General features: G+C 49.8%; 13 protein-coding genes. 8 read left to right on the forward strand and 5 right to left on the reverse strand.

Annotated elements, in window-relative coordinates; genetic code table 11:
- Window positions 1-39 precede the first annotated feature (39 nt).
- Both LQ777_RS18530 and LQ777_RS18535 read right to left on the reverse strand, forming a co-directional pair.
- Window positions 40-1,593, reverse strand: coding sequence for a SusD/RagB family nutrient-binding outer membrane lipoprotein (locus LQ777_RS18530; protein ID WP_232559427.1), 1,554 nt, complete (start codon window positions 1,591-1,593; stop codon window positions 40-42).
- Between the two features lie 19 nt (window positions 1,594-1,612).
- Complete coding sequence (locus LQ777_RS18535) at window positions 1,613-4,792, reverse strand: SusC/RagA family TonB-linked outer membrane protein (protein ID WP_232559428.1); 3,180 nt, start codon at window positions 4,790-4,792, stop codon at window positions 1,613-1,615.
- 195 nt (window positions 4,793-4,987) lie between these two features.
- Between LQ777_RS18535 and LQ777_RS18540 the strand changes: the two genes are divergently transcribed.
- The 8 genes from LQ777_RS18540 (at window position 4,988) to LQ777_RS18575 (ending at window position 11,330) form a co-directional block, all read left to right on the forward strand.
- Window positions 4,988-5,692 (forward strand): DUF1361 domain-containing protein, encoded by a 705-nt coding sequence (locus tag LQ777_RS18540; RefSeq protein ID WP_232559429.1) that lies wholly within the window; start codon window positions 4,988-4,990, stop codon window positions 5,690-5,692.
- A gap of 80 nt (window positions 5,693-5,772) precedes the next feature.
- Window positions 5,773-6,138: a diacylglycerol kinase family protein gene (locus LQ777_RS18545; protein ID WP_232559430.1), complete on the forward strand. Its 366-nt coding sequence runs from the start codon at window positions 5,773-5,775 to the stop codon at window positions 6,136-6,138.
- Window positions 6,139-6,231: 93 nt separating this feature from the next.
- Window positions 6,232-6,879, forward strand: a complete 648-nt coding sequence (locus LQ777_RS18550; RefSeq protein ID WP_232559431.1) for a hypothetical protein — start codon at window positions 6,232-6,234, stop codon at window positions 6,877-6,879.
- Window positions 6,876-7,172 (forward strand): winged helix-turn-helix domain-containing protein, encoded by a 297-nt coding sequence (locus tag LQ777_RS18555; RefSeq protein WP_232559432.1) that lies wholly within the window; start codon window positions 6,876-6,878, stop codon window positions 7,170-7,172. The genes LQ777_RS18550 and LQ777_RS18555 overlap by 4 nt, the downstream gene beginning before the upstream one ends.
- Before the next feature lie 49 nt (window positions 7,173-7,221).
- Window positions 7,222-8,097, forward strand: coding sequence for a glycosyltransferase family protein (locus LQ777_RS18560; RefSeq protein WP_232559433.1), 876 nt, complete (start codon window positions 7,222-7,224; stop codon window positions 8,095-8,097).
- 30 nt (window positions 8,098-8,127) lie between these two features.
- Complete coding sequence (locus LQ777_RS18565) at window positions 8,128-9,351, forward strand: low temperature requirement protein A (RefSeq protein WP_232559434.1); 1,224 nt, start codon at window positions 8,128-8,130, stop codon at window positions 9,349-9,351.
- A 25-nt stretch (window positions 9,352-9,376) separates the two neighbouring features.
- Complete coding sequence (locus LQ777_RS18570) at window positions 9,377-10,738, forward strand: cytochrome P450 (protein ID WP_232559435.1); 1,362 nt, start codon at window positions 9,377-9,379, stop codon at window positions 10,736-10,738.
- A 214-nt stretch (window positions 10,739-10,952) separates the two neighbouring features.
- A complete protein-coding gene (locus LQ777_RS18575; RefSeq protein WP_232559436.1) occupies window positions 10,953-11,330 on the forward strand; it encodes an HPF/RaiA family ribosome-associated protein in 378 nt (125 codons plus the stop codon).
- 63 nt (window positions 11,331-11,393) lie between these two features.
- Here LQ777_RS18575 and metK read toward each other — a convergent pair whose 3' ends face one another.
- The 3 genes from metK to LQ777_RS18590 form a co-directional block, all read right to left on the reverse strand.
- Complete coding sequence (gene metK / locus LQ777_RS18580) at window positions 11,394-12,671, reverse strand: methionine adenosyltransferase (protein ID WP_232559437.1); 1,278 nt, start codon at window positions 12,669-12,671, stop codon at window positions 11,394-11,396.
- A gap of 263 nt (window positions 12,672-12,934) precedes the next feature.
- On the reverse strand, window positions 12,935-13,102 hold the full coding sequence (locus LQ777_RS18585; protein WP_232559438.1) for a hypothetical protein: 168 nt from the start codon (window positions 13,100-13,102) through the stop codon (window positions 12,935-12,937).
- A 101-nt stretch (window positions 13,103-13,203) separates the two neighbouring features.
- On the reverse strand, window positions 13,204-14,355 hold the full coding sequence (locus LQ777_RS18590) for a lycopene cyclase family protein (protein ID WP_232559439.1): 1,152 nt from the start codon (window positions 14,353-14,355) through the stop codon (window positions 13,204-13,206).
- Window positions 14,356-14,375 lie beyond the last annotated feature (20 nt).

Below are 14,375 nucleotides of genomic sequence, written 5' to 3' on the forward strand. Positions count from 1 at the left end.
CGCCCGCTTTCACGACCTATGCACTAAAGATAACGTCAATTAATTTTTATCCCACCATAATGGCGTAGTCACTTTATCGGGTCCGTTTAGCAATGACTCTGCTTTTTTGGCTTCGACGGCGTTGGTCTGCTGCTCGACGAGCAGAATAGGTATCCGGCGCAAGACACCACCCGCCGGAATATCCGGGTTGTCGGAGTTGGCGACCGGGTACAATTTCGGGAAACGCGTCCGGCGGTACTCGGCCCAGCCTTCAAACCCATCCGGGAAAATAGCCAGCCATTTCTGCGTACCGATCTGCTCCCGCTGGATAGCTTCGGTGCTGCCCCAGGCAACCGGAATGTTGCTCAACGGACTTGATTTCAGGTAGTCATTTGGCGCTACGGGCGTTTTGGTGCTATTCTGATAAGCTGTAATAGACGCGGCATCCGTTACACCCCACTGCTTTAAGGAGTTTTCGATTCCTTTGTTATACAGCTCCTTCGCGGTTCCGCCCATTTTCCAGCCGTTCAGGGCTCCTTCGGCCATCAGGAAATACGCTTCGGCAGTAGCCATCACGTTTTGAGCCGTTCCCAGACCGGTTGAAGTCCAGCGCTGGCCTACGTGCGAATTGTAATCAGCGGTATTGGTTGGATCGGTCAACTGAGTCGTCGTCAAACCGTTCCGCAGCCCTTCGTAGCTATTTGTTTTCACCGCCGGTAGAAAGTAGGTCGGCAGCCGTGGGTCTTCATACCCTTTGAGCACCGACTCCATAGCCGCACTCATCCGAAACTCGTTCCAGTCCGACATGATGGCCAAACCATTATTGTCGCCACCTTTCGTGCTACGCTGCACCAGGGCATCGTCGTCGGGGCTAGTCGTCAGGATTCCACCCGCAACGGCGGCTTCCGCTTCTGATTTAGCGCGGGTCGGATCAACTTTAGAGATCCGTAGCGCCAACCGCAACCGGAGTGTATTGGCAAACTTGATCCATTTGTTCACGTCACCGCCGTAAATCAAATCAAACGAGCCGTAGGGTTTCTCAGCTGTTTTCGCTTTCAGAACCGTTGTGGCAGCGGCTAATCGCTTGAAGAAATCGTCGTAAATCTTGTCCTGCGCGTCGTAAGCAACCGAGGTGGCCGGTTCGCCCGCTTTGAAATACGGAATAGGTCCGACATAATCTGTCCAACGGTGGAATGAATATACCCACCAGATGCTTGCCAGCGCATTTTCCGCCGAACTGGCATCGGTACTCGACAGAATAGTTTTCAACTGCGGGACAACCTCCGTGTACTGAGCGGTCCAGGGGCCTTGTAGCCAGTCCATGCGAATGACGAACCGATCTGATGGAAAGTACGTAGCGACGCAGGCAAAATACTGCGCGTACTGGTCAGAGAAAAGATTCTGCCCAACCTGGTAATTACCCGCCGGAAGCGTCGCTGCCGATTGCGCTTTGGAAAACAGGTAAGGAATTTCACCCGTACCAATGATGGTTACTTTTGTTTTGTTGGTATTGATCTCGTCAAAATTGTTGGTGCAGCCAACCGCCCAGAACAAAGGGGCTGAAAGAGCAGCTGCCACAACAGACTGACGTAGCCGTTTTTTATAGGAAGTCATAGTGACAATAGTTTCAAGTTTAGAAAGAAAGTTTCAGGTTTACGCCCAGACTGCGGTTGGATGGCAGCGTACCATACTCAACGCCCTGAAAGTTTCCGTTACCGATGTTAACGTCCGGATCAAACCACATCGTACGCTTGCCAACGCCGGGGATATCCAGTAGCGACTTACCCCGGTAAATCCAGAACAGGTTACGAGCGACAAACGACAGCTGTGCCGATTTGATGAAAATGTTCGACGGCACCGGAATTCGGTAACCCAGCGAGAGTTCGCGAACGCGGAAGTTGGTAGCATCGTAAGCGAAAAATTCACCCCAGCCGTAACGCTTACCCGATACGGTCTGCCAGAATTGCTCAGCCCGGATTGCCTGCGTGTTTTCTCTGCCGGCCCCTTCGATCGTTGTACCATCCGCACCCGTAACACCCCCTGTTACCGCTGGCAGTACCCAGTTTCCTTCCCGCTTCTGAGCGGTTGCTTCCGTGATACCGCTGAATGCGAGGTTCATTTCTGTACCCGACACCGCAATACCGCCTAACCGGCCATCGACCAGTACGCGGAGTGAAAAGCCTTTGAACGTGAAGCTATTCGTCAGACCCAGGAGCATCTTCGGGTTAAAGTTACCGATGTATTCCTGATCTTTCGTGGCAATTGGTAGTCCCGTAGACGTAATCGACCGGCTTCCATCAGCAGCCGTTATTGATTGAGAGGCAACCACGTAGCGGCCATTCGCATCACGCTGCCAGCGGTAAGCGATCAGATCGCCGTAAGAACCGCCTTCCTGCACGATTGGCGACGCTGACCGACCAAACCCACCCGACAGGAACGCCGTTTTGATATCGGGCGACAGACTAACGATTTTGTTGCGGTTCAACCCCATGTTGAACGTCAGGTCCCACGAGAAACGGTCGTTTTTGATAGCCGTTCCGTTGATTACAACCTCAAGTCCCATGTTGCGAATATCGCCCGCGTTGATGTACTGCTCTTTGAATCCGGATGCCGGAGCCAGACCCAGTTTCAGCAATTGGTTAATCGAGTTCGTTTTGTAGGCCGTAATCGTTGCCCCCAGGCGGTTACTCAGGAAACGGGCGTCAATCCCGATCTCCAAACTTTTCGTGATCTCCGGCTTGAGGTTACCAATAGCCTGCGTTCCGTCCCGGCTGATAAATCCAGAACCAGCCCCCTGCGAGTACGAGTAGTTTGTTTGCAGCAGGTAAGGATCTGCACTGTTACCCACTTGGGCGTACGATGCGTTTAGTTTCAGAAACGATAATGGTCCCGATAGCTTTAACAGATCGGACAACACGACCGAAGCACCGACCGACGGATACTGGAATGAGTACGGTTTAGGCAGCGTTGATGACCAGTCATTGCGCAAACTGGCATTGACGAAAATAGCATCCCGCCAGGCCAGCGATGCCTGTCCAAACAGCGACTGCGTCTGTACGCGCGTAAAATCGTCCGTCAAGCTCTGGTTCGTACCAAAGTTCAGGTTAAACCGGTTTGGTACATTCAAGCCATCCGCCAGCGCGTATGTCGACTGATAGCGGGTGTCTTGGATAATCGCACCAGCTTGATAATCGAGCGAAAAATCACCGCCGATTTTGTTTCTACCTTCGATCAACAAATCATACCAGCTTTGCGTATTGACAATGTTGTTGCGGGAGAATTTACCACCGGCCTGGTTAGCCCACAGGATTGTACCCTGCGAGTAGCTTTCTTCATTTTTATCGAAGTACTTGTCGAGGTTAGCCCGTCCCTGAATACTCAAGAAATCGGTCAGTTGGTATTTCGCCAGAACGAATCCGATAACACGGTCACGATACTGGTTGATAGCGGTCTGGTTCAGCATCCAGTACGGATTCTGGTAGATCGAGTTCAGCGTAGAAGGCCAGGCCGTTGGCGTCGGCTGGTCGAAGGCGTTGGGAGCCGCGTAATTCTGGGCATTAGCCAGACTAACGTTCCGGGGAATCTGGTAGATGTCCATGACCGGCGCGTTTTCTTCGCCCGTACGGGGCTTGTTCAATACCGACTGGTTGATGTAGGTCACTTTCGCGTCGGTCGACAACTTCGAGCTGATCTGGTTTGATAAGCGCAGGTTGATCGTGTGCCGCGTCAGGTTGTTGCCCGGTACCGTTCCCTGTAGCGCGTTGTTGGTGTACGACAAATACGTCTGCGATTTGTCCGATCCGCCCGTGATACCAACCGAATTGTTAAGGCTTACGGCGGTCCGGAAGAAATCACGGATGTTATTTGGCTGAGCCGAATACGTATCCTGCTGGCCGAGATAATTCGTGTACGACTGACCCGTCATGGCTGCTCCCCAGCTGTCGCCTTTTTCGGCGTTCAGAACACCACCCACACCTTGTCCATACTGGTTTTGTACCATGGGCAGGGCAAAGGGTTTGTCAACAGAAACGCCCGAGTTCAGATCGACCGAAACCCGCCCCGATTTACCTCGTTTCGTAGTAATCAGGATTACGCCGTTGGCCGCCTGGCTACCGTACAACGCGGCAGCCGAAGCACCACGCAGCACCGTTACGTTCTCGATGTCGTCGGGGTTGATGTTCGACGCACCGTCCGAATTGGCAACGCTACCAAAGTCGCTCGTTGCTTGTCCGAACGTGCTGTTATTGATTGGAACACCATCGACGACCATCAGAGCGTTGTTCGTTCCCTGGATAGAGCGGTTACCACGCAACACAATGCGTGAACCCGAACCCGGACCACCGGACCCCTGCGTAATGTACGCGCCCGCAATTTTGCCCTGCAATGTGTTCAGGACGTTACCGTCGCGCACTTCGTTGATTTGCGCAGGTTTGATGGTCTGCGTGGCATAACTCAGCGCTTTTGATTCCCGCTTAATCCCCAAGGCCGTTACGACTACCTCGCCCAGCACCCGGTCGTCAGACACCAACGATACCGTAATCTGCGATTGGCCGGGCGTCAACGCTACATCTTTCGTTACGTACCCTACCGATGAAACGGTTAACACGACATTTCCGCTCGGTACTGTCAGCCGAAAATCACCTGCCGCGTCGGTCGTTGTACCGCGTGTGGTTCCTTTGATGACTACGTTCGCTCCGGTGATGGGTTGCGTCTGATCATCGCGAAGTGTGCCGGTTATCTGCCTGTCCTGCGCTAACGCTATGCGCGTCGTGGCAACTATAAACAGCACACAAAAAAGTAAGTATTTTTGCATAGGACGTCAATCTGGTTTGGTTAAGTCAATATTTTAAAAAATATACAAAATGCATAGCTACAAATTTTAAAATTTTATTTTATCTGCAATCCATAAGAACCAAACTTTTTTATGCCGAAAAAAATATTTTCCATGTACTGCTTGACAGAGTGATATTTTCGCCCTTTACTTTGCAAAACAAAGTACTTTAAATACATGCAACAATCACTCTACCTCGCTGCTCGTCGGCCAGACGATCAGTACAGTCGCCCTAAAGTGGGTAAAGGTTTGACCGCACTAGCGGGCTTAACGGTAGCCGGTTTATGCTTAGTTGTCACGCGCGGGCTTCTCACTGGCAACTGGTGGTTTTTTATCATGCTGACCTGGAATCTGTTTCTCGCTTTTTTTCCATTAGGCGTGGTCCTTATCCTACGTGATTTGCGGTCGGCTGGCTTTACCAATCGTTGGCTACTCGGAAGTGGTTTGGCGCTCTGGCTGGCCTTCTTACCCAATGCTCCTTACATTATTACCGATCTTTTCCACATCAAACATGTGGATAACCCACTGCTTTGGTTCGACACGATGACGCTTTTTCTGTTCGCGCAGACGGGGTTGCTAGCGGGTTTGTATTCATCTTTGGTCGTGCACCGGCTACTGCGCCCGCTCATCGGCACTCGGCTAACCTGGATTATAGCACTATCCAGTCAGTTGCTATCCGGTTTTGGCATCTATCTGGGACGGTTTGGCCGGTGGAACAGCTGGGATGTCCTGACCAAACCATTGGCTTTGTTTGATGCGATTGCCGGGGCTGCCGATAACCACTTGAGCTTAAAATTGACAGTAGCCTATGGCTTCGTCCTGGTGGTACTGTATGTCGCTTTCTGGTGGTACGTTGACTATGAGCGCGATCAGGCCAATTGATACCGACTCATGCGTGCGTCATGTAAACCTTTTCTTGATTAGTCAACTACCACTACCCCATTTAGTACTATGTTTGTCTCATGATTAAGGTTCGTAAAGTTTGGCGTAGTTTTGGGTTTGCGGGGCAGGGTATTGTCGATTTGTTCCGTTACGAAAACAATGCTAAAGTCCATTTACTCATCGCAGCCCTGGTCGTTGTTGTTGGGTTATGCTTACAAATTAGCCGGTTGGAGTGGGCCGTTATTCTAACGCTGATCGGGCTAGTTTGGGCAGCCGAAGCCTTTAATACAGCGATTGAGAAGATTTGTGACTTTGTGTCGCCGGGTTTGCACCCTCAGATCAAAGCGATCAAGGATCTATCGTCTGGGGCGGTACTGATTCTGGCGATTACTGCTGTACTTGTCGGCTTGATTATTCTGGGCGGCAAATTGCTGACGATGCTTTGACGTTTATTTTTTGAGTAAGGTCTCTTTTTTTATTCCTATCAATCAGGACCTTCCATTACAACCGTACGGGCGATCCCGTAACTATTAGTTTCCATGCACGAATCGCGCGAACATCTACAGACGCTGACGGAAATCCGCAGTCTGATGGAACGCTCCTCAAAATTTCTCTCCCTAAGCGGTTTATCTGGCGTATCGGCGGGAATTATTGCGCTCATCGGGGCAGCTGTCGTTTACCTTCGTCTACAGACCGATACCTTTCAGCTGTTGAACTATCAGCGGCTTGAGCTTTACGATACAGCAGCGCACCAGTCCATCCGCGAGTTTTTATTAATCGTGGCGTTTAGCGTCTTACTCGCTGCGCTGTTAGCCGGGAGCTATTTTACAATCCGAAAAGCCCGTCGGCAGGGAGCAAGCGTCTGGAATGCGTCGTCGCAACGGCTGGTCTGGTCGCTGGCCGTGCCCTTGGCAACAGGCGGCTTCTTTTGCCTGGCGTTACTGCATTACGGGCTGATCTGGCTGGCCTTCCCGGCAACGCTTATTTTTTACGGACTGGCGTTGCTTAATGGAAGTAAATACACCATCCGTGATGTCGAGTCGCTCGGCTACTGCGAAATCGGGCTTGGCTTATTATCGTTGTTCTGGCCGGGATACAACCTGCTGGCCTGGACAGTCGGCTTTGGCGTTCTGCACATCGTGTACGGACTAGCCATGTATTTTAAATACGAACGTAACACTGCATGAAAGATCTGCTGGCTCAGTTTAATAAAGCTTTTGAGAGTAAAGCGCGGCTGAATATCATGTCAGTACTCATGGTTAACGACGCCATGAGTTTTAATGCGTTTAAAGAACTGCTCGGCCTAACCGACGGTAATCTGGCGACTCACCTGCGGGCGCTGGAAGAATCAGGTTATGTAGCCGTCCAGAAACAATTCATTGGCCGAAAGCCTAATACCACGTATTCGACTACCGACGCGGGCCGACAGGCTTTTGCCGATCATCTTACCGCGCTGGAGGAGTTTATCAGGAATATGTGATCGTCCCGCCGTATGACTAGTATCTTTACGGCAGCGCCATTTATACATTATGAAAGTAACCGGTTTCAGCATTGTCCGAAACGCCATCAAGTTCGATTACCCCATCGTAGAAGCCATTCAATCTGTTCTGCCTCTTTGCGATGAATTTGTCGTAGCAGTCGGTCAGTCAGACGATGACACGCTCGCGTTGATCCAGCGTATTGATTCCACTAAAATCCGCATTGTCGAAACGGTTTGGGATGATTCGCTACGATCAGGCGGGCAGGTCTTAGCCGTTGAAACCAATAAAGCCTTAGCTGCCGTTTCAGCCGATACGGACTGGGCTTTTTACATTCAGGGGGATGAGGTTCTTCATGAGCGGTATATCCCCGCTGTCCGACAGGCGATGGAACGGTACCTTGATCAGCCTGACGTAGAAGGGCTTCTGTTTAAGTACCTGCACTTTTATGGTTCGTACCAATACATCGGTGACTCTCCGCAGTGGTATCGCCACGAAATACGCATCATTCGCAACACGGGCAATGTGATTGCTTACCGGGATGCTCAGGGGTTCCGCACCAAAGACAATCAGAAACTGCATGTTAAGCCTGTCGATGCTTACGTTTATCACTACGGCTGGGTAAAGCCGCCTGAGGTGCAGCAGGAAAAAATAGCCGGTACGCGACGATTCTGGCACAACGACGATCAACCCGCCCAACCGCAGCAGGCCCCCGATCCGTTTGATTACAGCACGATTGATGCGCTGGCCGAATTCAAGGATTCCCATCCAGCCGTTATGCAGCCCCGCATCGATGCCCAGCACTGGCAGTTTAACTTTAACATCCGCGAAAAAAAGTATTCATTCAAAAATCGGCTCAAAATCGTCGTCGAACGGCTAACCGGCTGGCGCATGGGCGAGTATCGCAACTATAAATTGCTTCGGTAGTTTGATAGACAACTACTACTGAACAACTTTATGGCCGACAGCCAGCAGCAAACGCCTGCCAAGCCCCAACTACGGTCGATGGACGCGGACGGAGAACGACGGGCATCCTGGGCTGAACTACTCAACGACCTGGTTTTTACGGTGATCATCATGCAGTTGGCCCAGCGGCTGTTGACTTCGCTAACGGGTGAATCACTCGCTGAATTTTTTCTACTATACGTACCTATCTGGTGGCTTTGGAATGGCGAAACCCATTATTCTACCCGCTTCGACAATGAGCGGGACGTTGTTCATCGGGTGCTTAGCAGCCTGCAACTACTCGGTCTGATTATATTGGTGGCTTCTATTCCCAGAGCCCTTGAATCGAATCTATCCTCTGTTGTTTACGCGCTAAGCTATTCCTTTACCCGGCTGATTTTGCTGATCGAGTACGGTCGCGCCTGGTTTTACATTCCTAAAGCACGCCCTTACATCCAGCATCTTACGACTGGTTTTGCCGCTTCAATTCTGCTTTGGGTTGCCTCGACCTTCGTCGAAGCGCCGTATCGATACATCCTTTGGGGCGTTGCGGTGCTTATTGAGCTAGGCACTCCGTTGACCACGTCGGGTAATCGACTGTACAAAGATTTACCTCCTGATGTACGTCATCTACCCGAACGCTACGGATTATTTACGCTACTCGTTCTGGGGCAAACGGTTAGCAGCGCAGCCCAGGGTTTGATCGAAAGCGGCTTCGATCTTAAAACGATTGTCGCAACGCTGCTTGGTGGCATTATTATTATTGGGCTCTGGTGGGCCTACTTCGACCGCTTAGACGACGATGCCGTCCGCCAGGTCAGAGAAGGAGGTGATACCCGCTTGTACACAGCCTGGCTATATTTGCACCTGCCATTGACCGTTGCGTTGACGACGACAGGCGTTGGTTTAACGTTAGCTATAAAACATATCAACGCTACTGAACTCCCTCCTTCGACACACTGGCTATTCATCGGTTCGGTATCTGCTTATTTACTAACCGAGGGATGCATCAGTTTAACGACCTTAAAGGCTGGACCACCGCATCCAAGCTTTACGCGGGGTATTTATACACGACTTGGTATCGGTATTTTTCTACTTGTCGTTGGCGCACTAACTTCACTAAGTGCAATGCAATTATTGCTTCTTTCAGCAGTTAGTATCACAGGACTTATTTTAAGCGATCAACTTGGGCCGGAAGCTCCCGAAAGTGCCGAACGTATCGGGGGCACAACGTAACGTCTGGCTTCGTTTTAGTTTTGCTATGGAAACTACACTTTCTCCCATTCGTCCAATTCCCGTTCATCCGGGTTTACCCGTTGTAGGCAACACGCTTGAGTACCTACGCGACCCACTAGCATTTTTTCGGCGGCTCCAACGGGATTATGGACACGAGCGCATGGTACGCATCAATGTGGGTGGTCGTGCCACAACGCTCATGCTTAAACCCGAAGAAACCAAGCAGGTCGTTCAGGAAAATAACCGCAACTATGGACGAGGCAAATCCTTTGCGATCTTAAAAACGTTTCTGGGCAATGGATTATTAACGAGCGAAGGCGACTTATGGCGTAAGCAGCGTCGACTGGCTCAACCCGCTTTTCACCGGCAAAAACTGGCAATCCTGGCCGAAACCATGATTGAAGAAGCGGTAGCCTGGGCCGATCGCCTAGAAAAAGTAGCGGATAATAAACCCGTCAATTTCTCCACGGCTACTACCGACGTTACTTTACGCATTGTCACAAAAACATTGTTTGGCAGTAGTCTGGGCGACCAGCTAGACAGTCTTTCTACTGCCCTGGCGAATCTGAATCATTTTGCAATCAATGCCGTCGTTAATCCGATTCGAGCGCCGAAATGGGTACCAACGCCCAGTAAACGCAATTTTGAACGCGCAACAACGCAGGTCAATAACCTGATTTTCGGCATCATCGAATCCCGGCGTAAAACGGGCGAAACCCGCGACGACTTACTTGATATGCTGCTGCGCGCTACTGACGAAGAAACGGGAGAAGGCATGTCAGACGAACAGCTTCGAGACGAGATGGTAACGCTGTTTACGGCGGGCCACGAGACCACGGCCACGTCAATGGCCTGGACGCTGTACTTGCTGGCGCAACACCCTGGCATTCTTCAGCGAGCAAAAGCCGAAATTAGGGCAACACTTGGAGAGCGCAGTCAGCCGTCGGCGGACGATTTGCGGGCGATGCCTTATTTATCGCAAATCATTAATGAGTCATTACGGCTTTATCCGCCCGGCTGGGTAATGAGCCGACTGTCGCTTGGACCGGACCGCTTCGGAGACCACGCCATAGCTGCTAACGAAGGTGTACTACTCAGCCCTTACGTGTTGCATCATGATCCGGCTAGCTGGTCCGACCCCGAACGTTTTGACCCTGAGCGATTTGCGCCTGAACTCAGTAAAGAAAGACATCCATACGCCTATATGCCTTTTGGCGGAGGGCCACGGCTGTGCATTGGTAATCAGTTTGCGCTCATGGAAATGCAGGCCCTATTAATTGTTTTACTCCATCGCTTTGAGCTACGTCCCATACCCGGTTTACAGGTTACGGCTCAACCACTTATTACTCTCCGCCCAAGGCAGGCGGTCCAGATTTATCTGTCTTAAAAATTAAAATTATATTTTCTAAAGAATCTTAATATGTAACCGTTCCACGGCAATTGCTAAATCATTAAAAACTAAGCGGTACGGTTGCTTCTTGCTCTGGTAGCGTGAAACAGAATTGTATCTTTCGCAGCCAGTATTGACATTGTGGTCAAGATGCCCAAACTTAGGTAGTCCATTGATGTTCTTATTTCAATTCACTTTTAAAAGCGACACAATGAGACTACAAATTAATGCAGTGCGGTTCACCGCTGATCAGAGCCTGTTAGACTTCATTCAGGCCAAGTTGAACAAGCTAGATACCTTCCACGACCGGATTATTGGTGGAGAGGTTTTCCTTAAGTTGGATGGGGCTGATTCTAACAAAGTCAAAGAGAAAGTAGTCGAAGTTCGGCTCACAATCCCCGGCAAAGAACTGTTTGTAAAAGAACACGACAAAAGCTTCGAGAGCGCAACCGACAAGGTACTTGAGGTCTTGAAAGACAAGCTTGTTCGCTGCAAACAAAAACGAAATGATATTTTCAGCCCGGCTATTACCGAAGCCAAATCCCGAATGAGCGACGAAGAAGAGGTTCTCGAACCCGATGAGTTATAAAAATCCCCTAAAAAGCGAAAGCCACTCTGCGTAGAGTGGCTTTCGCTTTTTAAGAACATTGTGTTACAGGCTAAAGGCTTCTTTTACTTTGTCAACAAAGTCAAGCTTTTCCCAGGTAAACAGTTCTACTTCCATTTCTTTGGCGTTACCGTTCGACCCAAATTTCTTTGTTACGATCTCGTTCTTACGGCCCATGTGTCCATAAGCAGCCGTTTCTGAATAGATCGGATTGCGAAGCTTCAGGCGTTGTTCAATGGCATACGGACGCATATCGAAGATCGCTTCAACTTTCCGGGCAATGTCGCCATCGTTCAGGTCTACTTTAGCCGTACCGTACGTGTTTACGTAAAGGCCACAAGGCTGAGCGACACCAATCGCATACGACACCTGTACCAGTACTTGGTCGCACAGACCAGCGGCTACCAGGTTCTTCGCGATGTGACGAGTCGCATACGCAGCCGAACGGTCTACTTTCGACGGATCTTTACCGGAGAAAGCCCCACCGCCGTGCGCACCTTTGCCACCGTAAGTATCAACAATGATCTTCCGTCCTGTCAGTCCCGTGTCACCATGAGGACCACCGATAACGAATTTGCCCGTTGGGTTGATGTAATACGTAATATCGTCGGTAAACAGGCTATGCAACTCAGCTTTCTGAGCGGCTTTCACCCGAGGAATTACAATATTGATGATATCCTCTTTAATTTTATTCAACATTGTCTCATCATCCGCAAAATCGTCATGCTGCGTTGATACGACAATGGTATCAATTCGGATTGGCTGGTGATCATCCGAATATTCAATCGTTACCTGCGACTTGGCATCGGGCCGCAGATAGGGCATCAGCTGGCTTTCGTTGTTCCGGATGTTGGACATTTCACGCAGGATAGCGTGCGCCAGATCCAGCGGCAACGGCATGTAGTTGTCGGTTTCGTTGGTTGCGTAACCAAACATCATGCCCTGATCGCCTGCTCCCTGTGCGTTGGCTTTTGTTTCGAAGTCATCGTTGGCTACCTCGCGGTCAACGCCCTGATTGATATCAGCTGACTGGTCATGGAGAGCCGAGAAAATACCGCACGAGTTAGCCTCAAACATATACTCGCTCTTGGTATAACCAATTTTGCGAATCACATCACGAGTGATCTTTTGAACGTCTAAGTACGTATCAGTCTTGATTTCACCGGCTAACACTACCTGTCCAGTCGTAACCAACGTTTCGCAAGCTACTTTACTGGACGGATCAAAGGCCAGAAAATTGTCAATTAGCGCGTCGGAGATTTGATCAGCGACTTTATCGGGGTGTCCCTCAGAAACAGATTCGGATGTGAAGAGATAAGGCATTACTACTCCGTATGAGCTTGGTTTAACTATGCAAATCTACGAGATATTCCATACCGAGCAAGAATTCAGGACTTTGGGAGTACAACCTTATTATCCGGCTAAAATCTCACTCGCCAATTTTTATTTCTTCTCCTAATAATGCTATAACCATACCTTACCCATGCACATCGACTTTTTCATGTTCGAGTGTTCACCGAACGACTTACTCCATTCCGATGGCTAAGCAAGCAATGGGATGACAAAACAAACCAGATCGTAAGCTCTCAACGAATTTTGTTTCGGTTGGCCAACTGTTCTGTTTTCACGAGTGGCTTTATACGTTGGTGATCGCGCAGTAAAAAGCCAAGCAGAAAACCCGCTCCGGCGGCTAACAAAAGGCAGGCTAACCAGACAATCAGATAGAAAGTGTCAGGCTGTAAGTAGTAGTTCACGGATAGTACGTTTGGCTTGAAGCGAACAACGATACGATTTGTTCAGCTAGCTGTTAGGACTCCCCTATTCACTTACGGTAACGAACCTTGTCAAACTTTCTTTATCGAACTATTTTTCGACGTAGTACATCAAACAAAGCCGCCGTAAATGGCCACCACGGCATCGTTGTAAACAGTCGGATCTCATCCATTAGCCGTGTATCTTCATCCAGAAATGTAAAGACGCGGGGAGAATTTTTTGTGTAGATTTTGGTAAAAATGTCGTCGGCGGGGTGACGATGTTTCTGGAGAACGTTCAGAAAAATACTATCATAAAGCTTGAACCGTCCCTTAAACCAGGACCTCTTCCGATGAGGCTTACCCGTCTGATGTAAACTATGAACGATGTCCTGAAGATACCGTTGTGTTCGTTGGAATGTGTAGCCCGTTGACGCCTTTGTGTAACCGCCCGACGTGCCAATGCGGATAATGTGATCAGATGGGTTCTCTGTAGTCGTCTCGTCGGACATTGGAATTACGCCATACTCGGTTTCGCTGATTCGGTACGCTCCCGTATCCAGATACCGGTCGATATACTGCCTCAAGTCAGCTTCGTACTCCTCCTGCGAGAGAAGCTTGTCGTTGAAAAGCGTAAACTCAACTAGGGCTGTTTTTTCGTTGAATGGTAAGACGTAGAGAAAACGGCAGTCGCCATGCTGCTCCACCCGAAAATCCATAATTTCGGGATAGTTAGGATCGAAACACGCCTTTTCGGTAGTGATTACCCAGCCTTTGAAGTGCTGGAGTAGGTTATGATTTTCGGGCTGATCTAACTTGAGCGCAAACGTGCTGTCAAACACGTAATCGGCAATGTATGGCTCATCATCGGCAATGACAAATCCGCCCTGTGGCGTGTCTTTTATGCGATTGATCGTTGCTATTTTGCGCTCTACTGTCGGGTATTTAGCGAGTTCAGCCTCTATAAATGCGTAGAAGTCAATGCCTCGCAACATTTTATAGTGGTAGTCCACCATATCAATCGGCCCGGAGTACGTAGTACCGTGAAAACTAACGGTCTCCCATTTACGAAATACGATGGACTCGAACGGCCCTTGTCCTTTCTCCCAAAAACACCAGGTTCGATCGTTCTGGTTTTTAACATCACGATCAATAATCAGGATCGAGCGGTCGCGCAATGAGGACTGCGTAAGATAATACGCCAGACTCAAGCCTGCCATACCTCCCCCCGCAATGATGAAGTCGTATTTTTTCATGCACTAAACAAAAAGTCCGG

This window comes from Spirosoma oryzicola (genome assembly GCF_021233055.1).
GTDB classification, from domain to species: domain Bacteria; phylum Bacteroidota; class Bacteroidia; order Cytophagales; family Spirosomataceae; genus Spirosoma; species Spirosoma oryzicola.

Bases quoted from the DNA above. Each gene is read 5' to 3' on its own strand.
- LQ777_RS18535 (WP_232559428.1), bottom strand. From the start codon at position 4,792: ATGCAAAAATACTTACTTTTTTGTGTGCTGTTTATAGTTGCCACGACG.
- LQ777_RS18590 (WP_232559439.1), bottom strand. From the start codon at position 14,355: ATGAAAAAATACGACTTCATCATTGCGGGGGGAGGTATGGCAGGCTTG.
- LQ777_RS18530 (WP_232559427.1), bottom strand. From the start codon at position 1,593: ATGACTTCCTATAAAAAACGGCTACGTCAGTCTGTTGTGGCAGCTGCT.
- LQ777_RS18570 (WP_232559435.1), top strand. From the start codon at position 9,377: ATGGAAACTACACTTTCTCCCATTCGTCCAATTCCCGTTCATCCGGGT.
- LQ777_RS18540 (WP_232559429.1), top strand. From the start codon at position 4,988: ATGCAACAATCACTCTACCTCGCTGCTCGTCGGCCAGACGATCAGTAC.
- LQ777_RS18550 (WP_232559431.1), top strand. From the start codon at position 6,232: ATGCACGAATCGCGCGAACATCTACAGACGCTGACGGAAATCCGCAGT.
- LQ777_RS18560 (WP_232559433.1), top strand. From the start codon at position 7,222: ATGAAAGTAACCGGTTTCAGCATTGTCCGAAACGCCATCAAGTTCGAT.
- LQ777_RS18565 (WP_232559434.1), top strand. From the start codon at position 8,128: ATGGCCGACAGCCAGCAGCAAACGCCTGCCAAGCCCCAACTACGGTCG.
- LQ777_RS18545 (WP_232559430.1), top strand. From the start codon at position 5,773: ATGATTAAGGTTCGTAAAGTTTGGCGTAGTTTTGGGTTTGCGGGGCAG.
- metK (WP_232559437.1), bottom strand. From the start codon at position 12,671: ATGCCTTATCTCTTCACATCCGAATCTGTTTCTGAGGGACACCCCGAT.
- LQ777_RS18575 (WP_232559436.1), top strand. From the start codon at position 10,953: ATGAGACTACAAATTAATGCAGTGCGGTTCACCGCTGATCAGAGCCTG.
- LQ777_RS18555 (WP_232559432.1), top strand. From the start codon at position 6,876: ATGAAAGATCTGCTGGCTCAGTTTAATAAAGCTTTTGAGAGTAAAGCG.